We start from the raw sequence: 21,405 nt of genomic DNA, 5'->3' as shown, positions 1-21,405 counted from the left end.
GGGCGGACGCCGAAGGAGCGGGTGTCGCGAGGGATCATCCCTCGCGCGGGTCCGGGCGGAGTCCGGGAACGCCTGCCGGGGCTTTGCCCCTGCACCCCACCGAAGGGATGATCCCTTCGGAATCCCGCGACCCCGCCCGCGGCCGCGTCTCCTCAGTGCAGCTTGATCCGCGGCTCGGTGCGCCGGGTCAGCGCCCGGGCGACGGCGTCGAGGGCCGTCTTGAAGGTGCCGTGCAGGGCCCGCTGGTGCATCTTGTAGAGCGAGCGGTACATCAGCCGCGCGAACAGCCCGGCGATGAACATGTTCTTGCCCTGGATGAAGCCCATCAGGCTGCCGACCGTCGAGTACTCGCCCAGCGACACGAGCGAGCCGAAGTCGCGGTACTTGAACGGGATCAGCGGCCGGCCGTCGATCTTCGCCGGGATCTGCTTGACGAGGTAGCTCGCCTGCTGATGCGCGGCCTGGGCGCGGGGCGGCACCGGGGTGTCCGAGCCCGCCTCCACCAGATAGGCGCAGTCGCCGATCGCGAAGATGTCGGGATCGCGCGTCGTCTGGAGCGTCGGCGTCACCACGAGCTGGTTGGTGCGCGTGGTCTCGAGGCCGCCGATCTCCTTGAGGAAGGGCGGCGCCTTCACACCCGCCGCCCAGACCACCAGCTCCGAGGGGATGAAGGCGCCGTCGGCCAGCGCTACGCCGTCGGCGCGCACCTCGGTGACGCGGGCGCGCACCCGCACCTCGACGCCGATCTTGGTGAGCAGCGCCATCACCTCCGCCGAGAGCCGGTGCGGCACCGCCGGCAGGATGCGGTCGGCCGCCTCGACCAGGGTGATCTTGAGGTCCTTGTCCGGATCGATCCGATCGAGCCCGGTCGAGACCACGTGCCGCAGCGTCCGGTGGAGCTCGGCCGCGAGCTCGGTGCCGGTGGCGCCCGCGCCGATCACCGTGACGTGGAGCTGGCCCGGCCGGACCGGCCCGGTCTGGGTGTGGGCGCGCAGCATCGCGTTGACGAGGCGCTGGTGGAAGCGCACCGCCTGGTTCTGGGTGTCGAGGGCGATGGCGTGCTCGGCGACGCCGGGCGTGCCGAAATCGTTGGTGGTGGAGCCCACCGCCATCACCAGCGTGTCGTAGGGAACGGCGCGCTCGGGCGTCACCTCGCGCCCCTCGGCGTCGTGGCTCGCCGCGAGCTGGATGGTGCGCGCCGCCCGGTCGAGCCCGACCATCTCGCCGATACGGTAGCGGAACTGATGCTCGTGGGCGTGGTGCAGGTAGTCGACCGCGTGGTGGCCGACATCGAGGCTGCCGGCCGCCACCTCGTGCAGCAGCGGCTTCCAGATATGGGTGCGGGCGCGGTCGACGAGGGTGACGTGGGCCTTGCCCTTCCGCCCGAGGGAATCCCCGAGCTGCGTCGCGAGCTGCAGGCCGGCGGCGCCGCCCCCGACCACGACGATGCGGTGCAGGCCGGCTTGGCTCTCGGCAGGTACCATCGATGCTCCCCTCGGACCCCGAAATCGTGTCGCGCGCGCTCGCGCCGACCGGTATCCGCTTCGGCGAACTGCGCTTTAGAATCGTTTCCGATCGCATTGCAATCGGAACGGTTCCAGGCGGTTGCGCCGAGGCGGCCCGATCCGCCGGGCAGGCCTCCGCGCCCCCGACCCTCGATCGCCCCGGCCGGGCTCGGCCACCCTCAGGACGTCGGCGCGCCGGGCTGGCGCAGCGGGTGCGCCGCCTGCACCTCCGGCAGCGCGAGGATCGCCTCGGCGATCCGGGCCACGGTCGGGTAGGGCTCGGTCGGCACCGCGAAGATCTTGGTGCCGACCCAGAGGCTGACGAGGCAGAGGTCGGCGTGGCTGATCGCGTCGCCCTGGCAGAAGCGGCCGGTGCCGGGCTCGTCCGCGAGCCGCGTCTCCAGGGTCTTCAGCCCGGTCTCGAAGCTGTGGCGCACGAATTCCATCATGCGCTCCTTGGGCAGGCCGTAGGCCTCCATCAGATAGGTGCGCACCCGCGGCACGTAGAGCGGATGGGTATCGCAGGCCACCACCTGGGCCAGAGAGCGGGCCCGGGCCCGGGCGCGGGGATCTTCCGGCAGCAGCCTCACGCCGCCCTTGGTCTCCTCCAGATAGTCCAGGATGGCCAGCGACTGGGTGAGGGGCGGCCCGTCGCCGTCGAACAGCGCCGGGACCGCGCCCTGCGGGTTGATCGCCCGGAATTCCGGCTTGTGCTGGTCGCCCGCATCGAGGTCGATGAAGGTCTCCTCGTAGGCGAGTCCCTTCAGCTTCAGGGCGATCCGGACCCGGAAGGCGGCGGCCGAGCGCCAGTTGCCGTACATCTTCATGGAGGAATCCAGTCTCCCGCTGCGTATCCCGGAGGACAGCGCACATCGCGCGGGACCGCAAGGGCCGACGCGCCCGACGCGCATCACATCCGCCGGGCGACATCCCCGCCGCCCGCGCGTTGCCCCGGGGCGCGGTTCCTGCGTAGACACCGGGAGAGCGGGAACTGGCGCGCGGGGCTCGGCGCGCTTCCGGGAGCGCAGCGCATGCAGATCGCCACACCCTACCTGATGTTCCTCGGCGACGTTCCGGACAGGCTGGCCGCCAAGACCGCCTACGGCATCGCCGACTGGCGCCCCGACTGGTGCGTCGGCCAGATGCGCCTGCCCGGCTGCGCGGCCGATCTCGGCATCCCCGACCTGACGCTCGACGAGGCGGTCGCCCAGGGCTGCCGCACGATGGTGATCGGCGTCGCCAATGCCGGCGGCGTGCTGCCCGAGCACTGGGTCTCCGAGATCGTCGCGGCGCTCGATGCCGGGCTCGACGTGGCGAGCGGTCTGCATGCCCGGCTCGGCGCCGTGCCGGCGATCGCCGAGGCCGCGCAACGCAACGGCCGCCAGCTCCACGACGTGCGCCACACCAGCGAGACCTTCGCCACCGGCAAGGGCACCAGGCGGCCCGGCCTGCGGCTCCTCACCGTCGGCACCGACTGCTCGGTGGGGAAGAAGTACACGGTGCTGGCGCTGGAGAAGGGCATGCGCGCGCGCGGCCTCGACGCCGATTTCCGCGCCACCGGCCAGACCGGGGTGTTCATCTCGGGGCGGGGCGTGGCCATCGACGCGGTGGTGGCCGACTTCATCTCCGGCGCCGTCGAGTGGATCGCGCCGGCCGCCGATCCGCGGCACTGGGACCTGATCGAGGGCCAGGGCTCGCTCTTCCATCCCTCGTTCGCGGGCGTGAGCCTCGGCCTCCTGCACGGGGCGCAGGCCGACGCCTTCGTGGTCTGCCACGAGCCGACCCGCACGACGATGCGCGGCGTCGGACACAGGCTGCCGACCATACAGGAGGTCATCGACCTCACGGTGCAGCTCGGCTGTCTCACGAATCCGGACATCCGCCCGGTGGGCATCGCCGTGAACACGCAGGCCCTCGGGGAAGCCGAGGCGCGCAAGCTTCTGGACGACCTCGCCGCCGAGCACGGCCTGCCGGCGACCGATCCGGTGCGCTTCGGCGTCGAGGGGCTGGTCGACCGGATCGTCGCCGAGTTCCCGGCCGCGAGCGTGGGCTGAGGACGGCGCCATGACCCGCCGCCTCACCGTCTCCGTCGAGCGCTTCCCGATCGCGGGCGCCTTCACCATCTCCCGCGGCAGCCGCACCGAGGCGGCCGTGGTCGTCGCCCGGGTCGCGGACGAGACCCTGCACGCGGCCGGCCAGGGCGAGTGCGTCCCCTACGCCCGCTACGGCGAGAGCGTGGAGAGCGTCGCGGCCCTGATCGAGGCGCAAGCAGAGGCGGTCGCCGCGGGGCTGACCCGGACCGAACTGCTCACCCGGCTGCCCGCGGGCGCGGCCCGCAACGCCCTCGATTGCGCGCTGCTCGACCTTGAGGCCAAGACGATCGGCCGGCCGGCCTGGGAGATCCTCGGCCTGTCGCCGCCGCAGGCCGCGGTCACCGCCTACACCCTCAGCCTCGGTACGCCGGAGAGCATGGAGGCGGCCGCCCGCGCGGCTTCCGCCCGGCCGCTCCTCAAGGTGAAGCTCGGCGGCGCGGGCGACCCCGAGCGCATCGCCGCCGTGCGCCGCGGCGCGCCGGATTCGCGCCTGATCGTCGATGCCAACGAGGCGTGGCGCCCGGAGACGCTCGAGGCCAACCTCGCGGCCTGCGCGACCGCCGGCGTCGGCCTGATCGAGCAGCCGCTGCCCGCGAGCGAGGACGCCCTGCTCGGGGAGATCGCGCGCAGCATCCCGATCTGCGCCGACGAGAGCCTGCACGACCGGGCCGGCCTCGACGCGCTCAGCGGCCGCTACGACGCGATCAACATCAAGCTCGACAAGACCGGCGGCCTCACCGAGGCGGTGATGCTCGCGCATGAGGCGCGGGCGCGCGGCCTCTCCCTGATGATCGGCTGCATGGTCGGCACCTCGCTCGCCATGGCGCCGGCCATGCTGCTCGCCCACCACGCCGACTATGTCGATCTCGATGGCCCGCTCCTGCTCGCCCGCGACCGCGAGCCGGCCCTGCATTTCGAGGGCAGCACGATTCATCCGCCCGAGCCGGCCCTGTGGGGGTGAGGCAGGCACTGGCATTGCGCGCGGTCCTGCACCATATTGGTGTCGTGCGGCCGTGACGGAGAAGCGGAAGCCGACCTACGATCTGGACGCGGTCCGGGCCTGGGCCCGGTCCTCGCGCTTCAGCATTACCGGATCCGCCCTGCGGAGCGCGGCTGCACTCGGATTCTCTTCGCCGGACGTCGTTACTGCAATCCAGACGATTGAGCGCAAGCACTTCGCGAAATCCATGACCTCGTATGCAGATCATCGCGAATGGCAGGATGTCTACCATGTACCCTCTGAAGCTGGGCTCCTCTACGTCAAGTTCCGAGCCGACCTCGTGACCGAGTTCCTGTTGCTCTCGTTCAAGGAGAAGTCGGATGGCTGATGCACCGCTCTGCCCGCTCAGCGGCCAGCCGATGCGGCGGGACGTCCGTCCTTTCACCATCACGTACAAGGGGCGCGGCCGAACGTTCGACATGCCGGGCTGGTACAGCGATGCCGGCGATGAGAGCGTCTTCACCCGGGCCGATCTCAAGGTCTCGGACCGCCACCTCGCGACGCTGAAGGCCGAGGTCGAGAACCTTGCCGGCCCGGACGAGGTCGCGCGCCTGCGCAGGCGGCTCCGACTCTCCCAGGCGGAGGCTGGCCGCCTTCTCGGTGGCGGGCCGCGCGCCTTTCAGAAGTACGAGAGCGGGGAGGTTGTCGCCAGCCGTGGCATGACGAACCTGCTGCGCCTGCTCGCGCGGCATCCCGAGGAGATGGCGCAGATCGCCGCGGAGGCGGCCGGCACTCTTCAGAACGCATCGCGCTGACCGCCGCTGCGCGCTACTCCGCCAGATCCAGGAAATGCCGCCCCGCGCGATCGTCGATCTCGATGATCCACAGATCCGAATCGAAGCGGATCTCCTTGGCGAGGCGCTCCTCCACGTCGAGCGGGCTGGCGCCCTGAAGCAGGGGGCTGAAGCGGCGCGCGCCGGAATCCTCCGCCTCGAACAGGGCCTGCGGGGCCGGCCCGTAGAGATCGGCGCTGCCGTCGAGGCGGTCGACCTTCACGAAGATCGCGCCGGCCTCGGCGGCGCCGCGGCGGCGCAGCGCCGCCGGGATGGTCGCATCGTTCAGGCGGCGCAGATGGGCCGAGACGAGGAAGTCGGAGCGCAGGCGCGGCATCGGTGTCTCCGGGGGAGCGATCCGCGGGCCCATGCGCGCATCCGCCGGCCGAGGCAAGGCGCGGGGCGCGGGCCCCGCCTTACCCGGCGCGGGCGGCGAGCTCCTTCAGCGTCCGGCCCGCGGCCTCGCCCTTCACGGGCAGCTTGCGGTCGCGCTCGAACTTCTCGATCGCGGCGCGGGTGCCCGGGCCGATCAGGCCGTCGGCCTTGAGGGGCCCGTAGCCGAGCTTGTTCAGGGCGCGCTGCGCCTGCAGCACGGACTTGTCGGCCTTGTCCCCCTTGTCCGTCTTCTCGGGCCGGTCCGCCTTCGGCGTCACCGAGGCGGTGGTCTCCTCCTGGCGGATCAGCGCGGCGATCGGGTCGCGGGTGGGCTTGGCGGCGGCCTCCTGCGGACGGTCCGGGGTACGCGGGGCGGCGCGGGCCTCGTCGGCCAGCTTCTCCACCGGCGGCACCTTCGCCTCGCGCGGCGCATCCTGGCGGACGGCGACCTTCGGCAGGATCGGCGCGGGATGGCGGCCGCTCTGCGAGCCGAGGGCGTTCAGGCAGACCACCACCACGGCGCCGAGCGCCGCCAGCGCCCCCAGGACCGTCGCGGGGCGGGCGCGGCCGTAGCGGGCGAGGCCGAGGCCCAGGCCGCGCCAGTCCACGGCCTGGACGGCGGCGGCCCGGCGCGGCGGGGCGCTCCGGCGTTGGGCCGGCTTGCGGGCGCCGCGATCCTCGCCGGCCACACTGATCTCGCGATAATCGGCCATCCTCGATCCTCTCAGGCGCTCCGCTTCAGCGGGACGGCGAGCCCGGTCTCGCCGTCGCCGTGCCCGGCCACGGGGCCGGCCTCGAACAGTCCCAGCGGCAGGCGCAGCAGCGGCGCGCCGGCCACCGCTGCCGCCGCAGCCGGGCGGCCGGCGCGCCGCACCGCCGTGGTGACCGGCGCGAGCGCGATCGGCGCGTCCGGCCGGCGGCAATCGAGCGGCAGGGTCACGGTCACGCTCGTCCCGGCCTCCGGCGCGCTCTCGATCGCGATGGCACCCCCGTGCAGCCCGACGAGGCCCTGCACCACCGAGAGGCCGAGGCCGGTGCCCTCGTGCATGCGCTTGTAGTCGCCGCTGCCGCTCTGGAAGAACGGTGTGCCGAGGCGGGGCAGGGCCGCCTCGCGGATGCCGCTGCCGGTATCGGCCACCGTGATGTCGAGGCCCGTGCGCGTCCGGCGCAGGCGGATCTCGACGCGGCCGCCGCGCGGCGTGAACTTCACCGCGTTCGAGAGCAGGTTGATCAGGATCTGGCGGCAGGCGCGCGCATCCGCCGTGATCTCGGTGCCGCCCTGCGCCGGCATCTGCACCAGGCTGATCCCGGCCGAGTCGGCGCGCAGCTTCATCAGGTCGCAGCAGGTGCGCACCAGCGCGTCGGCATCGATCACCTCGGGCGCGTAGTCGAAATTGCCGCTCTGGATCCGGCTCATGTCGAGGAGCGAGTTGACCACGTCGAGGAGGTGCCGGCCCGAGGCGCCGATGATGCCCGCATATTCGCGGGCGCGCTCCGGCCCGAGGGTAACCGCGCCCTCGCCGCCGAGCACCTCGGAGAAGCCGATGATGGCGTTGAGGGGGGTGCGCAGCTCGTGCGTGACGTTGGCGAGGAAGCGGCTCTTGATCTCGTCGGCGCGCTCGGCCTCGGTGCGGGCGCGCTCCAGCGCCTCGGCGTAGCGGCGGTGCTCGCTCACGTCGCGGGTCACGGCGACGACGCTGACGGGCCCCGAGCCGAACTGGCCGCGCTCGATCCGGTGCGCCCGCATCTCGGCATGGATCAGCCGGGCGCCGTCGGCGCGCTCGGCGCCGGGGTCGAGGTGGAGCCGGAACTGCAGGGTCGCCGGCTGGCCGTTGGCGGCGACGTTGCTGATCGCCTGCAGGAAGGCCGGCCGGTCGGCGACGTGGATGCGCTCCAAGAGCCCGTGGCCGCGCAGGCGGTCGGCCTGGACGCCGACGAAGCGCGCGGCGGAGCTCGCGGCCTCCAGAACCCGGCCGTTCGCGTCGTGCCAGGTCACGAGGTCGTCGATGGCCGACAGGAGCAGGCGGTCCCGGGCCTCGTTGTCCCGCATCCGGGCCTGCCACCGCTTCTCGGTGCGCAGATGCTCCAGGATCTGCGCCGCCACGTGGCCGATCGCGGTGATGACGAAGGCTGGCATCGCCACCGCCGCCGAGACGTCGACGATCCGCTGGCTGCCGAGCCAGGGCCCGGCACAGGCGACCACGAGCGCGCCGATGGCGGCGATGATCGCGGCCGCCACGGTCGCCCGGCGCGAGCCGGAGAACGCGGCCTCGAAGGGGATCGCCACCAGCCAGACCGCGGCGGCCGAGGCCGCCCCGCCGGTCATGCCGGCGAGGCAGACCACGAGACCGGTGAGGCCCGCCGAGGCGACGGCGTGGGCGAGCCAGAGGATGCCCGTGCGCGACAGGAGCGCCGCGCCCAGCAGCGGCAGCAGCAGACTCGCGACCGCCATGGCCTCGATGCCGGACGGCACGCCGCGCCAGAGCAGGTAGGGCGGCAGCGCCGCCATCATCACCGCCCCGGTGGCGAGCCGCGAGACCAGGAAGCGCTCGTGCCGGAAGCGCGTGCGCGGATCGGCCAGCGCGGAATCGTGCACGAGGCTCGCGAGACGCGCGTCGATCAGGGAAGGCAGAACATCGGGGATACGCAAGACAGGCACCGCAGCGCTGGGCCCAAAACGGGCCGTCGCGTCCCCCGCTCGACTTCGGAAGACGGGCCGAACCTCGCAAGCCCGGCTTAAACGAGTGTTGCGGCGCGAGGCTGATCGGTCCTGATGCTTTCCGCGAGGTAACCGGGCGGGCCGCCACTGCGGCGCTCCGGATTCACCATTCCGGAAGGTTTCCCGGGGGCGTTGACGGAGGCTTCAGGGCCGGCGCGGAAGGCTCGCGCGCGAAAGAAGGCGGAGTGGCTCCGATGGCCCTATCGTTCCTGCTGCGCGCGAGCCTCGTCATCGGCGCGCTCTCCTACCTCGCCCTCGAGCGCGGCCGGCAAGACCCGCGTGCCGCCGTCGAGGCGGCCGCGGGCGCGGTGTCGCATGCGGTGTCCCATGCCGTCACCGGCGCGGCGGGCGCGGCGCTGGCGCAGTCGGTCGCCGCGCTGCCGCCCGAGGCCTCATCCCGCGTCGCCCGCGAGGCCCTGGCGGGCCTCGTGCTCCGCGCCGGCCAGGCCGTGCCCGAGGTGCAGGACCCGCCCTCGCGCGACACCCTGCTCGCCGCCGACCGGGCGCCGCCCTGGCGCGGGGCGGATGCACCGCGCTGAGGCGGGCGCGCCGCAGCCGCGCGCGCCTGAGTGATGCTATAGGGCGAGCCCGAGCCGATCCCGCCGCGCTCCGAGGACCCTCCCCGTTGCCAACGACGACCCGCGCGCGCCGTCTCGGCCGACTCGCTCTGCTCGCGATCCTGCTCGCCGGTCCCGTCGACGCGCAGGCCGCCGACCCGAACCTGCTGCCGGCGGCGCCGGCCTATGCGCGGAACCCCGGTTGCGCGCCGGCGCGGATCGCCCTGCCGCCCGCCACCCACGCGCTGCCGGGCGGTGTCGCGATCTCGCCGCGGCCCGCCGACATCCCGGTGGGGCAGGGGGACAGCGCGATCTGCTTCGCCTACGCCACCGCCGACATGATCTCGCAGCGGGTCGGGCGCGCCATCTCGCCCCTCGACGTGGCGACGAAATTCTACTTCGCCGACCCCGCGCGGCTGGCGACGCTGAGGGACGGGCGCATCGCCGCGCATCTGCGGGCGCACCCGCACTACCTCGCCGACATCGCCTGGAGCCGCAACGCGGTCGATATCGCCAAGGAGCACAATCCGGGGCTGGAGCCGTATTTCGACAGGCTGGAGGGTGGCGAGGAGGATGCCGCCGCGCTCCTCTACAACCTCGACGGCCTCTGCGACGAGCGCGACCTGCCCTCGCACGAGGGCTACGCGCATTTCACCCGGTTCTTCCTGGCCGCCCGCTACGGCGCCGTGGTGCGCGCACCCCGGATGTGCTTCCGCAGCACCGGGGCGACCGTCGACAAGCTGCGCAGTCGCCGCGCCGACGCCGTGAACGACGCGTGGCTGCGGGAGGTCGCGAGGCGCTGCCGCCGCCGGCCGTCGCCGGTGCCGCTGCTGCCGGTCTCCTACCGGGTCGCCGCCAACCAGCTCGAATTCATGGATCTCCTGGAGGCCGGCACGCCGCCGGGCCGGGCCCAGCTCGACCGCATGCTCGCCATGGTGGACTACGCCCTCGACCATGGCCGGGCGCCGACCATCGGCTACAGCTGGTACATCCTGGAGGAGCGCGACCCGAAGGACCCGGATCTCGCCGCCGACCATTCGAGCACGGTGATCGCGCGGCGCAAGGTGGGCGGGCGCTGCCAGTACCGGGTGCAGGACAATACCGGCGAGTACTGCGCTCGCATGCGGCCCGGCATCCGCGAGCGCTGCGACAACGGCCGGATCTGGCTCACGGAAGCGGAGCTGCGGGCGACGCTCTACAGCGTGATCTACCTGCGCTGAACCGGAGCGCGCCCCGCCCCCGTGGAGGCCGGTTCGGCGGAGAGCGCTCTAGGCGACCGGCTGCGCCATGCGCGCGAGCCGCGGCGTCGCGCCGGAGGCCCGGCGCAGGGCGGTGACGGCCTGCTGCCTGCCCCCGGCCGCGATCGCGGGCGGGCGCTTCTGCGCCGGGGCGGGCAGGCGCACCAGAACGATGGTCCCGACATTGACCTCCGAGCGGAGCCGGAGGGAGCCGCCATGCAGCTCGGCCATGGAGCGGGCGATGGCGAGTCCGAGCCCCGAGCCCTTGTGGCTGCGGGTCATGTTGGTCTCGACCTGCACGAAGGGCTGGCCGAGGCGGGGCAGCACGGATTTCGGGATGCCGATGCCGGTATCCTCGACGAAGAGATGCGTGAAGCCGCCGGCCGTGCGGCCGCGGACGAGGACGCGCCCCTCGGGCGGCGTGAACTTCACGGCGTTCTGCAGCAGGTTGACGAGGACCTGATGCAGGGCGCGCTCGTCGGCGAGGAGGCGCAGGCCGGGCATGAGATCGATGCTGATCTCCAGGGATTTGGCGCGGGCCGCCTCGGCGACGAGCTTGAGCGCACCGCCGAGCGCCGCCTCGGCATCGATCTCGCGCGGGTTCAGCCGGACGCGATGCGCCTCGATGCGCGACATGTTCAGGATGTCGTCGATGACCGAGAGCAGGTAGTGCCCGCTCTCGCCGATGTCGCGGCAATACTCGGCGTAGCGCGGTGAGCCGAGGGGGCCGAACACCTCGTTGGCCATCACGTCGGCGAAGCCGATGACGGCGTTGAGCGGCGTGCGCAGCTCGTGGCTCATATTGGCGAGGAAGTCGGACTTGGCTTGGCTCGCGCTCTCGGCCGCGGCCTTCTGGTCGAGATAGCGCTCGGCGAGGTCGGCGAGCTGCTGCGTCTGCACCTCGAGGGTGCGGCGGGAGCGCTTGAGATCCTTGACCGTCTCGATCAGCTCGCGCTCGGAGGCGACGAGCTGCTCCTGATGGCGCTTCAGGCTGGTGATGTCGGTGCCGACCGAGACGTAGCCGCCATCCTTGGTCCGGCGCTCGCTGATCTGGAGCCAGCGCCCGTCGGCGAGCTCCGCCTCGAAGGTCCGGGCGGTGGCCGCACCGGTCTCGGGCAACTCGCGGCGGACCTGCGGGAGCACGCCCCGGCCCATCACCTCGGCGTAGCGGCGCCCCGGTTGCGCGTCCTCCGGATTGAGCGCGTGCAGGTGGCGGAACTTCGAATTGCACAGCACCAGGCGGTTGGTGGTGTCCCAGAGGACGAAGGCTTCCGAGATCGCCTCGATCGCGTCGCGCAGGCGCATGTCGGCGGTGGCGCTGCTCTCGGCGAGGTGATGCTGCTCGCTCACGTCGATGGCGATGCCGACGAGGTGATGGCCGCCATCGGTGGCGTCGGGCACCACCTCGGCGCGGGTCCGCAGCCAGACATAGGCGCCGTCGGCGCCGCGCATGCGGAAGGCGTGGTCGACGACGGTCTGGTTGGCGGCAAGCCCGCGGGCGAGGCTGTAGAGGTCGCCGTCATCCGGGTGGACGAGGGCGTTCACCTCGCCGAACGAGAGATATTCGTGCTCGCGCTGGTAGCCGAGCAGGGCGTACATCGAGTTCGACCAGTAGATCCGCCCGCGGGGGATGTCCCAGTCCCAGAGGCCGCAACCGCCGCGGCCGAGCGCGATGTCGAGGCGCTGGCGGATCTGCTCGCAGACCCGGTCGGCCCCCTCGGCGCGGCGGCTCTGCAGGCCGTAGGCGAGGCCCACGCCGACGATGACGAGGGCGGAGGCGCCGATCAGCACGATCTGGTCGCGGGTGCGCGTGTGCCAGCCCCTGAGCAGCGGCTCCAGGCTCTGCACCACCGCGATTCGCCGCCCGTCCGGCAGGCGGTGCATGGCGGCGATGAGCGGCTCGCCGTCGATCGGGGCGAGCTCGGTCGCGCCGAGGCGCTCGCCGAAGGTCGTGAGCGGCTCGCTCTCGCCGAGCAGGCGGGCGAGGCTCGTCCCGGCTTGATCCAGCGGCGGATGGGCCGCGAGGATCCGCTCCTCCGCGGAGATCAGGAGCAGGCGGCGGCCGTTACGGGCCGCGGCCTCGCTCGTCAGGCTGCGCAGGTCGCCCTGGTCGCCGGGCCGGGTCGCCGCGACGGCACGGGTGAAGGCCTCGATCTCGCTGGCCGCGGCGGCGACGATCTCGTCGCGCTGGCTGCGGATGTGCAGCGCCGCGATGCCGACGAGGCAGGCGAGGAAGGTCGAGAGCAGGGCCGGGATCGCGTAGCGCAGGGCCGCCTCGGCCCGGATCAGGCGGGCATTCCGTGCCCGCGCAGGCCAGTGGACACCGAGAATCGTGCCCGCACGCGCGGAGAAGGAAGCGGAAGCCGCCTCCGGCATGAGCGAACCTCAACCGTGGGAAGATTGCATCGCCGGGGGGCGCTCCGCGCCGCCCCGAATCTGGATGCAATATGAGCGGTCGCCGCGCTCCTTGTCCACGGGTTTTTCGGATTCGGCGTTGACTCTCGCAGCGTGTTGCGGAATCGCCCCGATTCGCGATTGTTCAAGGTTTACAATTGGTTAACCGGTGCAAGCGTCCGGGTGACGATGTCCGCCACGTCGCGGGACAGGCCCGGGATCGCCTTGATCCGGTTGAGCATTTCCTCCGCCTTTACAGCTCGCGATTTTTTCAACTTCCGCCAGGATCCGAAGGCTGTGAGCAGGCGCGCGGCGGCCTGCGGATTGGCCCCGTCGAGGGCCGCGACGGTGTCCGCGACGAGGGCGAAGCCGGTCCCGTCCTCCCGCGTGAACTGGGTCGGGTTGCCGAAGGCGAAGCTGCCGACGAGGGCGCGGACGCGGTTGGGATTCGTCAGCGCGTAGGCCGGATGCCGCTTCAGGCCCTCGATCCGCTCCGGCGTACCGGGCTCGGGGATGGTGGCCTGGAGGGCGAACCACTTGTCGAGCACCAGTGGCTCGTCGGCGTAGCGCGCGCCGAAGGCGGCGAGCGCCGCCTCGCGGGCGTCGCCGGGGATCAGAGCCAGGGTGCCGAGCGCGGCGAGCCGGTCGGTCATGTTGGTGGCCGCCTCCAGCCGCGCAGCGGCGCGGGCGGCGCCCGCTTGCGGGTCGCCCGCGGCGAGGAGGTCGAGGGCGGCGTTGCGCAGCGCCCGCCGCCCGGCCGCGGCGGCGTCGGGGCTGTAGGGCGTGCCCACGGGCTCGGCGAGCCGCGCCTCGATATCCTCCAGCCGGTCGCGCAGGGCGCGGCCGAGCGCGGCCCGGAGGGCCTTGCGGGCGCCGTGGATGGCGTCGGGGTCGACCTCCGCCTCGATCTCGTTGGCGACCTCGCCCTCGCCGGGCAGGCTGAGCATCAGGGCGGCGAAGGCCGGGTCGCGAGGGGCCTCGGCGTCGAGGAGGAGGCCGAGCGCCTCGGCGAAGGCCTCGGCGGGGCCCCCCGCCCGGATCAGCCGCAGGGCGAGGCTCTGGCCCGCCTGCCAGCGGTTGAACGGATCGGTGTCGCGCGCCAGCAGGACGAGATGGTCCGCCTCGGTGAGCGCGCCGTCGAGGCGCACCGGGGCCGAGAAGCCGCGCAGGAGCGAGGGCACCGGCCGTTCGGTGACACCCCGGAAGCGCAGCGTGGCCTCCCGATCCGTCAGGACGTAGACGCCGTCCGCGAGGTCGGGGCAGTCGGCGTCGAGCGCGCCGCCCGGGCCGACGAGGCCGAGCGCCACCGGCATCACCAGCGGCGGCCCGCCGTCGAGGCTCTGCGACAGGGTGAGGTCGCAGGTTCGCGCGGCCGGGTCGTAGGCGGTTCGGAAGGCGAGGCGCGGGGTGCCGGGCCGGGCGTACCACTGCGCGAAGGCCGCGAGGTCGCGCCCGCTGACGCTCGCGAAGGCGTCGAGGAAATCCTCGACGGTGGCGGCGCGGCCGTCATTCTCGGCGAAGTAGCGGTCCATGCCGGCGCGGAAGGCGTCGGGCCCGAGCAGGGTCTTCAGCATCCGCACGATCTCGGCGCCCTTCTCGTAGACGGTCGCCGTGTAGAAGTTGTTGATCTCGGCGTAGGCCGTCGGCCGCACCGGGTGCCTCAGCGGGCCGGCATCCTCCGGGAACTGGCGGGCGCGCAATTGGCGCACCTCCGCGATGCGGTGCACCGCGCGCGAGCGCATGTCGGAGGAGAATTCTTGGTCGCGGAAGACGGTGAGGCCTTCCTTGAGGCAGAGCTGGAACCAGTCGCGGCAGGTGACGCGGTTGCCCGACCAGTTGTGGAAATACTCGTGCGCGATGATCGCCTCGATCGCCGCGTAGTCGGCGTCGGTGGCCGTCTCCGGGCTCGCGAGCACGTATTTGTCGTTGAAGATGTTGAGGCCCTTGTTCTCCATCGCGCCCATGTTGAAGTCGGAGACGGCGACGACGTTGAACACGTCGAGGTCGTAGGGACGGCCGAAGGCCTCCTCGTCCCAGCGCATCGAGCGGACCACCGCATCGAGGGCATAGGCCGCGCGCGCCTCCTTGCCGGGCTCCACATGGACGGCGACGGCGACGTCCCGGCCCTCCATCGTCGTGAAGCGCGTGGCGACATGGCCGAGCCGCCCGCCGACCAGGGCGAAGAGGTAGGCGGGCTTCGGATGCGGGTCGTGCCAGACCGCGTAATGGCGGTTGCCGTCGAGGGCACCCGCCTCCACCGGGTTGCCGTTGCCGAGCAGCACCGGCGCCTCGTCCCGGTCCGCCTCGATACGGGTGGTGTAGACCGAGAGCACGTCCGGCCGGTCGAGGAAGTAGGTGATGCGCCGGAACCCGTCCGCCTCGCACTGGGTGCAGTAGACCGCGCCCGAGCGGTAGAGGCCCATCAGCTTGGTGTTGGCACCCGGATCGAGCTCGGTGACGATGGCGAGCGTGAAGGGCCGCCGCGGCGGCGCGGACAGGACGAGGCCGGAGGGGCTCACGGCATAGGCGTCCTCCGGCAGGGGCTGCCCGTCGAGCGCGAGGGCGACCAGGGCGAGCTCGTCGCCGTCAAGGCGCAGCGGCGCCGTCGGATCGCCCGCGGGGTTCGGGCGCAGGGCCAGCATGGCCGTCACCCGGGTCCGGCTCGGATGGAGCCGCACGTCGAGATCGACACGGTCGATCAGGAAGTCGCTCGGCCGGTACTCCGCGAGATGGATCAGCGGGGGCGTCTCGGTGCGCATCGTCGCGGGGCTCTCCGTTCGGGCTGCCGGGCCGGAAGGGAAGCCATGCCGGCTCCGCATCCCTGCCGCCTGTCCCGCCTGTCGGTCCTGCCCTGTCTAGAGCCGCGCCCGATCGCGTTGCAATCGGACGCGGCTCCGCCTGGTTGTCCCGACGCGCTCTCCTTCGCCGAACGGGGAGCCACGTCGGCTGAAGGGCGCTCCGAGGCGCAGTCCCGGCCCTGTCGCCAGGGCTTGCGCGGGCCCCGCCCCGCTGCGGGTCCACCGCCGGATCGGGCCGCTTGCTTGATTTCCCGGGCCGGATCGCGGAAAGGGTCTCACGGCAACGGGTTACCCGCGCACGGCCGGCTCACGCGTCCGCTGGCTCGGCTCACGGATCGAAGGCACGGATCAGGGTAGGCATGGCGAACGTCGTCGTTGTAGGCGCCCAGTGGGGCGACGAGGGCAAGGGCAAGATCGTCGACTGGCTCTCCGAGCAGGCCGACATCGTGGTGCGCTTCCAGGGCGGCCACAATGCGGGCCACACGCTCGTCATCGACGGCGTCACCTACAAGCTGGCGCTGCTGCCCTCTGGCGTGGTGCGCGGCGGCAAGCTCTCGGTGATCGGCAACGGCGTCGTGGTCGATCCCTGGCACCTCGTGGACGAGATCGCGCGGATCCAGGCGCAGGGCGTCGAGGTCTCCCCGCAATCCCTGCGCATCGCCGACAACGCGACGCTGATCCTGCCGCTGCACCGCGAGCTCGACCATTTCCGCGAGACCAGCAATGTCGGCCTGAAGATCGGCACGACGAAGCGCGGCATCGGCCCGGCCTACGAGGACAAGGTCGGCCGCCGCGCGATCCGCGTGGTGGACCTCGCCGATCCCGAGATGCTGCCGGCCAAGGTCGAGCGGCTGCTCGCCCACCACAATGCCCTGCGCCGCGGCCTCGGCATCGACGAGGTCGACGCGCAGGCCCTGCTCGGCGAACTGAAGGCCATCGCGCCGACCATCCTGCCCTATGCCGCCCCGGTCTGGTCGCTGCTCGACGAGGAGCGGCGTCAGGGCAAGCGCATCCTGTTCGAGGGCGCCCAGGGCGCGCTCCTCGACGTGGACCACGGCACCTATCCCTTCGTCACCTCCTCGAACATCGTGGCGGCCCAGGCGGCCACCGGCTCCGGCCTCGGGCCCGGCGCCATCGGCTACGTGCTCGGCATCGCCAAGGCCTACACCACCCGCGTCGGCGAGGGCCCGTTCCCGACCGAGCTGTTCGACGAGATCGGCGAGACGATCGGCCGGAAGGGCCGCGAGTTCGGCGTCAATACGGGCCGCAAGCGCCGCTGCGGCTGGTTCGACGCCGTGCTGGTGCGCCAGACCGTGCGCACCTCGGGCATCCACGGCATCGCGCTGACAAAGCTCGACATCCTCGATGGGTTCGAGACGATCGAGATCTGCACCGGCTACCGCCTCGACGGCCAGGTCATCGACCACCTGCCGGCGAGCCAGGCCGCGCAGGCCCGGGTCGAGCCGATCTACGAGACCATGCCGGGCTGGACGGAGACCACCGCCGGGGCGCGCTCCTTCGCGGAGCTGCCGGCGCAGGCGATCAAATATGTGCGTCGGATCGAGGAATTGATCGGCGCGCCGGTCTCGCTGCTCTCGACCTCGCCGGAGCGCGACGACACCATCCTGATGCACAACCCCTTCGAGGATTGAGCGCGTCTCGCAGGACGCCCGCTGCGCTGTCGCGGCTGGAGGGAGGACTTCCGGCGAGCGGGAGTTTTGTGAGGAGCACGTGGGGAGCCCGCGCGGAGGCGCGGGCTTCGAAGGGGATCGGACCGGGGCACGATGGCCGACTACTACCCGCTGCTGGCGCGTGCCTTGGAGGCTCTGCCCGACCGCACGCCGGCCATGCGCCGCGCCGTCTACGAGCGGGCCCGCAACGCCCTGGTGACGCAGCTCCGCTCAATCGAGCCGCCTCTCTCGGAGGGCGACATCGACGTGGAGCGCAAGGCGCTCGACGCGGCGATCGCCCGGTTGGAGGCGAGCTACGACGTCCCGGCCCCGGCCAACGACGCCGCGAGTCCGCCGCCCGCCCAACCGGCCGAGCCCGCCAGACCGCCGCAGGATTCCAAGCCGCCGGAGGCCTCGAAGCTGCCGCAGGCCTCGAAGCCGCCGGCGCCCGCGCCCCTGCCTGCGGAAGCCGAACGGATCGAGCCCGAGGCGCCTGAGCCCGTCTCCCGCGAGCCGAGGCCGTTCGAGCCGAGGGACCTGCAGACGCGGCGTCCCGAGCCTGCGGGGGCGCCCGACCCCGCCGCGCTGCCCGAACCGTTGCAGCCGGCGACGAAGCCTGAGCCGTTCCTGCCGCCGGCCCCACCGCCGCACTTCACCGCGGCGGAACCCGAGGCGCCGCGCGAGCCGGCAATCGCGATCGCCCCGCCGCGCACGGCCTCCGAACCCGCGCCCGCGGAGGCCGACGAGCCTGCCGCACCGGAGCCCGCCGCCGCGGCCGAGAGCCAGGCGCGCGGAGATCTGCCGGGCGTCCGGCAGCGGCCGCGCATCGACGTGGTCGCACCGCGCAGCCGCTCGCGGCTCCTGCGCAACGCTTTCGTCGGTGCCGTCCTCGCCGTGGTGATCGGCCTGATCGCGGTCGCGGCCTACTGGCTGCGCGACAAGCCGGCGGAGATCCAGGCCGGCGGCCAGACCGCCGCCGAGGGGCAGGCGTCCGAGAGCGCGGATGCCAAGTTCGCCGACCGGGTCGGGGGCGAGCCGGCCCCGGCCGAGCGTCCGACGCCGCAGCCGGCGCCCGAGGGATCGGGGCGCGCTGCCGCGCCGGCCCAGCCCGATCTCGCGGTGGCGCAGCGCGCCTCCCTGGCCGAGGAGGCGCAGGGCGGGGGGGATGCGCAGCCGGTCCTGAACCAGGGCCGCGTGCTCTGGCGGCTCGATTCCGTGAGCGGCGAGCAGGGCCAGCCTCTGCAGACCGCCGTGGTCGCGACGGTCACGATCCCCGATGCCGGCCTCACCCTGGTGATGACCCTGCAGCGCAACCTCGACGCGACGCTGCCGGCCTCCCACACGATCAGCCTCGCCTTCAGCGCGAGTGGACCCGACGCCGCCAAGCGCTCGGTGCAGGAGATCGGCCTGCTCCAGCCGAAGGAGGATGAGGCCGGGCGCGGCGCGCCGGTGGCCGGCCTGCCGGTGCGGGTGCGGGAGAACCTGTTCCTGATCGGCCTCTCGTCGCTGCGCGCCGATGTGGAGCGCAACACCGACCTGCTGCTCAACCGCAACTGGTTCGATCTCGGCCTGCGCTATGCCAGCGGCCAGCGCGCCGTCATCACCTTCGAGAAGGGTGGGGCCGGCGCCCAGGTGATGCAGCGCGCCTTCGAGCAGTGGCGATAGAAAGGTCCGGGATGCCGAAGGGATCATCCCTTCGGCGGGGTGTCGGGGCGGAGCCCTGACGGGAAATCCCGGGGCTCCGCCCCGGCCCCGCGAACGGGATGAGCCCTTTCGAAACCGGGGACGGTGCCCTCAGAGCATGCTCGGCAGGATGCGGTCCGGCGGCCGGTGCCCGTCCATGAAGGTCTTGATGTTGATGATGACCTTCTCGCCCATGTCGAGGCGGCTCTCATGGGTGGCCGAGCCCATATGCGGCAGCAGCACCACCTTGCCGGTGCGGGCGAGCTTGACGAGGCGCGGGCTCACCGCCGGCTCCTGCTCGAACACGTCGAGGCCGGCGGCCGAGACGTCGCCGGCCTCGATCAGGCGGGCGAGCGCGTTCTCGTCGATCACCTCGCCGCGGGCGGTGTTCACCACGATGGCCTCGCGCTTGAGCAGCTTGAGGCGGCGGGCCGAGAGCAGGTGGTAGGTGGCCGGCGTGTGCGGGCAGTTGACCGAGACGATGTCCACCCGTGCCAGCATCTGGTCGAGGGATTCCCAGTAGGTCGCGTCCAGCGCGCTCTCGGTGGCGGCCGGCACGCGGCGGCGGTTGTGGTAGTGGATCTGCAGGCCGAAGGCGCGGGCGCGGCGCGCGAGCGCCTGGCCGATGCGGCCCATGCCGACGATGCCGAGCCGCTTGCCGGTGATGCGGCGCCCGAGCATCCAGGTCGGCGACCAGCCGGTGTTCCACTCGTCGTCCGGAATGATGCGCGCACCCTCCGTCACCCGGCGGGCGACGGCGAGGATCAGCGCCATGGTCATGTCGGCGGTATCCTCGGTCAGCACGCCCGGCGTGTTGGTGACCGTGATGCCCCGCTCCAGGGCGGCGGCCACGTCGATATGATCGACGCCGTTGCCGAAATTGGCGATCAGCCGCAGGTTCGGGCCGGCCTGGGCGAGGATCCCGGAGTCGATCTCGTCGGTCACGGTGGGCACGAGCACGTCGGCCTCGCGCAGAGCCGCGGCGAGCGCGTCGGCCGACATCGGCCTGTCCTCGGCGTTGAGGCGCACGTCGAACAATTCGCGCATGCGCGTCTCGACGGCGTCCGGCAGACGCCGCGTCACCACAACGAGCGGCTTGCGCTTCGACATCGTTCCTCCCTCGCCCTGCGCCCGTTTCCGCAGGTTTCAGCCTCGGGCCCGTCGGCCGCATGCCTCAGGCGCGGCGCGTGCCGGGCTTCGGCACGGCGGCGCCTCAAACCTCCATTAACCGAACTCGGCCAGACAGGATCGGGCCGGGTCCGGAGCCGGCGACACGCAGGTTTCGGGCCTCCGGCCTCTCTATCAGAGCGAGGGCGGAACACAATCCGGCCCCTCGCCGGCGCCGGGCGCCTCCGGCTACGCCGCAGGCAGGATCGAGACGAGGAAGGATGGCGACGATGCGCGTGGCCCGGATTGCCCTGACGGTTGCCGCCCTGGCTCTGCCGCTGACGGCCGCGGGCGCGGCACCGGCCCCGCCCGCCGCGATGCCCGAGGCCGGGCTCGGCCCGGTCACGAAGCTGCCGCTGCCGCGCTATGCCAGCCTGAAGACCGACCGCGTGAATCTGCGCGAGGGGCCCTCCAAGGACCATCGCACGCTCTGGGTGTTCCAGCGCGCCGGCCTGCCGGTCGAGATCGTCGCCGAGTTCGAGACCTGGCGCCGGATCCGCGATTCCGAGGGGACGGAAGGCTGGGTCCTGCACTCGCTGCTGTCGGGCCGCCGCACGGCGATCGTCAATCCGCAGAAGGGCCCCGACAAGGGGGCGGTGCCGCTGCGCGCCAGCGCCGACGACGGTGCGCCGGACGAGGCGCGGCTGGAGGCGGGCGTGATCGGTAGCGTGAAGAGCTGCACCGGCTCGTGGTGCCGCCTCGTCGTGGCTTTGCCCTCCCGCCGTGGCGACGTGGACGGCTTTATCCGCCAGGACCGGCTGTGGGGCGTCTACCCGAACGAGAAGGTGCAGTGAGCGCGGGCGTGGAATGAAAAAGGCCCGGGCGCTGCCCGGGCCTTATTCATTGGCTTCGCGATGGCGCCGGGCCTCAGCCCTGGCGGCGGTTGCTGCCCCGGCGGCGCAGACGCACGATCACCTCGACGCCCGCGATCTCCATGCCCTCGGGCGCGTCGGGCAGCGAATCGACGGTGATGCCGCAATCGGGCATGTCGATCACCTGGCCCTCGTCCTCGAGGTAGAAGTGGTGGTGCTCGCTCGGGTTGGTGTCGAAATAGGCCTTCGACCCGTCGAGGGCGAGCTGGCGCAGCAGGCCGGCTTCCGTGAACTGGTGCAGGGTGTTGTAGACGGTCGCCAGCGAGACAGGCACCTTCGCCCGCATCGCCTCGTCGTAGAGCATCTCGGCCGTGAGGTGGCGGTCGCCGCGGCCGAACAGGAGCCAGCCGAGCGAGAGGCGCTGCCGGGTCGGCCGCAGGCCGGCGCGGCGCAGGCGGTCGCGCAGGTCCGAGAGCGGGCAGCCGCGGCGGCCGGCGGCGGACGCCTCCGCGGAGAGCGGGGCGATCCGGCCGTTCAGGACGGCCTGCAGGGGCAGCAGCTCGGACATTGAAGGACGGGACGCTCTTGCACGGACATGGGATTAATGCGGGAGTATACGAA

General features: G+C 72.5%; 18 protein-coding genes. 9 read left to right on the top strand and 9 right to left on the bottom strand.

Annotation, left to right across the window (positions count from 1 at the left end; translation table 11 throughout):
- Positions 1-152: 152 nt before the first annotated feature.
- Together MET9862_RS05845 and maiA are read right to left on the bottom strand one after the other, a co-directional pair.
- Positions 153-1,484 carry an NAD(P)/FAD-dependent oxidoreductase gene (locus MET9862_RS05845; protein WP_142582166.1) on the bottom strand — a complete coding sequence of 444 codons (1,332 nt, stop codon included), beginning with the start codon at positions 1,482-1,484 and terminating at the stop codon, positions 153-155.
- Positions 1,485-1,684: 200 nt separating this feature from the next.
- Complete coding sequence (gene maiA, locus MET9862_RS05840; RefSeq protein WP_142582165.1) at positions 1,685-2,332, bottom strand: maleylacetoacetate isomerase; 648 nt, start codon at positions 2,330-2,332, stop codon at positions 1,685-1,687.
- Positions 2,333-2,536: 204 nt separating this feature from the next.
- Here maiA and dgcN point away from each other — a divergent pair, with 204 nt between their 5' ends.
- From dgcN to MET9862_RS05820, 4 genes are read left to right on the top strand one after another with little or no spacing between them, the layout of a single operon-like run.
- Positions 2,537-3,559 (top strand): N-acetyltransferase DgcN, encoded by a 1,023-nt coding sequence (gene dgcN / locus MET9862_RS05835; RefSeq protein ID WP_142582164.1) that lies wholly within the window; start codon positions 2,537-2,539, stop codon positions 3,557-3,559.
- A 10-nt stretch (positions 3,560-3,569) separates the two neighbouring features.
- On the top strand, positions 3,570-4,559 hold the full coding sequence (gene dgcA / locus MET9862_RS05830; protein WP_142582163.1) for an N-acetyl-D-Glu racemase DgcA: 990 nt from the start codon (positions 3,570-3,572) through the stop codon (positions 4,557-4,559).
- 52 nt (positions 4,560-4,611) lie between these two features.
- Positions 4,612-4,926 (top strand): type II toxin-antitoxin system MqsR family toxin, encoded by a 315-nt coding sequence (locus MET9862_RS05825; RefSeq protein ID WP_244612590.1) that lies wholly within the window; start codon positions 4,612-4,614, stop codon positions 4,924-4,926.
- Positions 4,919-5,353, top strand: coding sequence for a type II toxin-antitoxin system MqsA family antitoxin (locus MET9862_RS05820; protein WP_142582161.1), 435 nt, complete (start codon positions 4,919-4,921; stop codon positions 5,351-5,353). The genes MET9862_RS05825 and MET9862_RS05820 overlap by 8 nt, the downstream gene beginning before the upstream one ends.
- Before the next feature lie 13 nt (positions 5,354-5,366).
- Here MET9862_RS05820 and MET9862_RS05815 read toward each other — a convergent pair whose 3' ends face one another.
- The 3 genes from MET9862_RS05815 to MET9862_RS05805 form a co-directional block, all read right to left on the bottom strand.
- The gene (locus tag MET9862_RS05815) at positions 5,367-5,708 is read right to left on the bottom strand and encodes a DUF1491 family protein (RefSeq protein WP_142582160.1); all 342 of its coding nucleotides are present in this window, start codon (positions 5,706-5,708) and stop codon (positions 5,367-5,369) included.
- Between the two features lie 79 nt (positions 5,709-5,787).
- Complete coding sequence (locus tag MET9862_RS05810; RefSeq protein ID WP_142582159.1) at positions 5,788-6,459, bottom strand: peptidoglycan-binding domain-containing protein; 672 nt, start codon at positions 6,457-6,459, stop codon at positions 5,788-5,790.
- Positions 6,460-6,470: 11 nt separating this feature from the next.
- A complete protein-coding gene (locus MET9862_RS05805) occupies positions 6,471-8,405 on the bottom strand; it encodes a PAS domain-containing sensor histidine kinase (RefSeq protein ID WP_142582158.1) in 1,935 nt (644 codons plus the stop codon).
- 254 nt (positions 8,406-8,659) lie between these two features.
- Between MET9862_RS05805 and MET9862_RS05800 the strand changes: the two genes are divergently transcribed.
- Complete coding sequence (locus MET9862_RS05800) at positions 8,660-9,004, top strand: hypothetical protein (protein WP_142582157.1); 345 nt, start codon at positions 8,660-8,662, stop codon at positions 9,002-9,004.
- A gap of 86 nt (positions 9,005-9,090) precedes the next feature.
- A complete protein-coding gene (locus MET9862_RS05795; protein WP_142582156.1) occupies positions 9,091-10,242 on the top strand; it encodes a hypothetical protein in 1,152 nt (383 codons plus the stop codon).
- A 48-nt stretch (positions 10,243-10,290) separates the two neighbouring features.
- On the opposite strand, the gene MET9862_RS05790 is transcribed toward MET9862_RS05795, so the two are convergent.
- Together MET9862_RS05790 and pepN are read right to left on the bottom strand one after the other, a co-directional pair.
- Complete coding sequence (locus MET9862_RS05790) at positions 10,291-12,636, bottom strand: PAS domain-containing sensor histidine kinase (RefSeq protein WP_142582155.1); 2,346 nt, start codon at positions 12,634-12,636, stop codon at positions 10,291-10,293.
- A gap of 170 nt (positions 12,637-12,806) precedes the next feature.
- On the bottom strand, positions 12,807-15,413 hold the full coding sequence (gene pepN / locus MET9862_RS05785; RefSeq protein ID WP_142582154.1) for an aminopeptidase N: 2,607 nt from the start codon (positions 15,411-15,413) through the stop codon (positions 12,807-12,809).
- Positions 15,414-15,811: 398 nt separating this feature from the next.
- Between pepN and MET9862_RS05780 the strand changes: the two genes are divergently transcribed.
- Both MET9862_RS05780 and MET9862_RS05775 read left to right on the top strand, forming a co-directional pair.
- The gene (locus MET9862_RS05780) at positions 15,812-17,104 is read left to right on the top strand and encodes an adenylosuccinate synthase (RefSeq protein ID WP_142582153.1); all 1,293 of its coding nucleotides are present in this window, start codon (positions 15,812-15,814) and stop codon (positions 17,102-17,104) included.
- 132 nt (positions 17,105-17,236) lie between these two features.
- Positions 17,237-18,787: a histidine kinase gene (locus tag MET9862_RS05775; protein WP_142582152.1), complete on the top strand. Its 1,551-nt coding sequence runs from the start codon at positions 17,237-17,239 to the stop codon at positions 18,785-18,787.
- A 129-nt stretch (positions 18,788-18,916) separates the two neighbouring features.
- Here the strand turns inward: MET9862_RS05775 and MET9862_RS05770 are convergent, their stop codons facing one another.
- Positions 18,917-19,915 carry a 2-hydroxyacid dehydrogenase gene (locus MET9862_RS05770; RefSeq protein ID WP_142582151.1) on the bottom strand — a complete coding sequence of 333 codons (999 nt, stop codon included), beginning with the start codon at positions 19,913-19,915 and terminating at the stop codon, positions 18,917-18,919.
- Positions 19,916-20,202: 287 nt separating this feature from the next.
- Between MET9862_RS05770 and MET9862_RS05765 the strand changes: the two genes are divergently transcribed.
- Positions 20,203-20,766: an SH3 domain-containing protein gene (locus MET9862_RS05765; RefSeq protein ID WP_142582185.1), complete on the top strand. Its 564-nt coding sequence runs from the start codon at positions 20,203-20,205 to the stop codon at positions 20,764-20,766.
- A 73-nt stretch (positions 20,767-20,839) separates the two neighbouring features.
- On the opposite strand, the gene irr is transcribed toward MET9862_RS05765, so the two are convergent.
- Positions 20,840-21,352: a Fur family transcriptional regulator Irr gene (gene irr / locus MET9862_RS05760; protein WP_142582150.1), complete on the bottom strand. Its 513-nt coding sequence runs from the start codon at positions 21,350-21,352 to the stop codon at positions 20,840-20,842.
- Positions 21,353-21,405 lie beyond the last annotated feature (53 nt).

Source organism: Methylobacterium symbioticum, from assembly GCF_902141845.1.
Classification (GTDB): Bacteria; Pseudomonadota; Alphaproteobacteria; order Rhizobiales; family Beijerinckiaceae; genus Methylobacterium; species Methylobacterium symbioticum.
Note: the sequence above shows the minus strand (reverse complement) of the source record. Positions and strands in the feature narration are given on the sequence as shown.

Bases quoted from the DNA above. Each gene is read 5' to 3' on its own strand.
- dgcN (WP_142582164.1), top strand. From the start codon at position 2,537: ATGCAGATCGCCACACCCTACCTGATGTTCCTCGGCGACGTTCCGGAC.
- MET9862_RS05820 (WP_142582161.1), top strand. From the start codon at position 4,919: ATGGCTGATGCACCGCTCTGCCCGCTCAGCGGCCAGCCGATGCGGCGG.
- maiA (WP_142582165.1), bottom strand. From the start codon at position 2,332: ATGAAGATGTACGGCAACTGGCGCTCGGCCGCCGCCTTCCGGGTCCGG.
- MET9862_RS05790 (WP_142582155.1), bottom strand. From the start codon at position 12,636: ATGCCGGAGGCGGCTTCCGCTTCCTTCTCCGCGCGTGCGGGCACGATT.
- MET9862_RS05780 (WP_142582153.1), top strand. From the start codon at position 15,812: ATGGCGAACGTCGTCGTTGTAGGCGCCCAGTGGGGCGACGAGGGCAAG.
- MET9862_RS05845 (WP_142582166.1), bottom strand. From the start codon at position 1,484: ATGGTACCTGCCGAGAGCCAAGCCGGCCTGCACCGCATCGTCGTGGTC.
- dgcA (WP_142582163.1), top strand. From the start codon at position 3,570: ATGACCCGCCGCCTCACCGTCTCCGTCGAGCGCTTCCCGATCGCGGGC.
- MET9862_RS05815 (WP_142582160.1), bottom strand. From the start codon at position 5,708: ATGCCGCGCCTGCGCTCCGACTTCCTCGTCTCGGCCCATCTGCGCCGC.
- MET9862_RS05810 (WP_142582159.1), bottom strand. From the start codon at position 6,459: ATGGCCGATTATCGCGAGATCAGTGTGGCCGGCGAGGATCGCGGCGCC.
- pepN (WP_142582154.1), bottom strand. From the start codon at position 15,413: ATGCGCACCGAGACGCCCCCGCTGATCCATCTCGCGGAGTACCGGCCG.
- MET9862_RS05770 (WP_142582151.1), bottom strand. From the start codon at position 19,915: ATGTCGAAGCGCAAGCCGCTCGTTGTGGTGACGCGGCGTCTGCCGGAC.
- MET9862_RS05800 (WP_142582157.1), top strand. From the start codon at position 8,660: ATGGCCCTATCGTTCCTGCTGCGCGCGAGCCTCGTCATCGGCGCGCTC.
- irr (WP_142582150.1), bottom strand. From the start codon at position 21,352: ATGTCCGAGCTGCTGCCCCTGCAGGCCGTCCTGAACGGCCGGATCGCC.
- MET9862_RS05775 (WP_142582152.1), top strand. From the start codon at position 17,237: ATGGCCGACTACTACCCGCTGCTGGCGCGTGCCTTGGAGGCTCTGCCC.
- MET9862_RS05765 (WP_142582185.1), top strand. From the start codon at position 20,203: ATGCGCGTGGCCCGGATTGCCCTGACGGTTGCCGCCCTGGCTCTGCCG.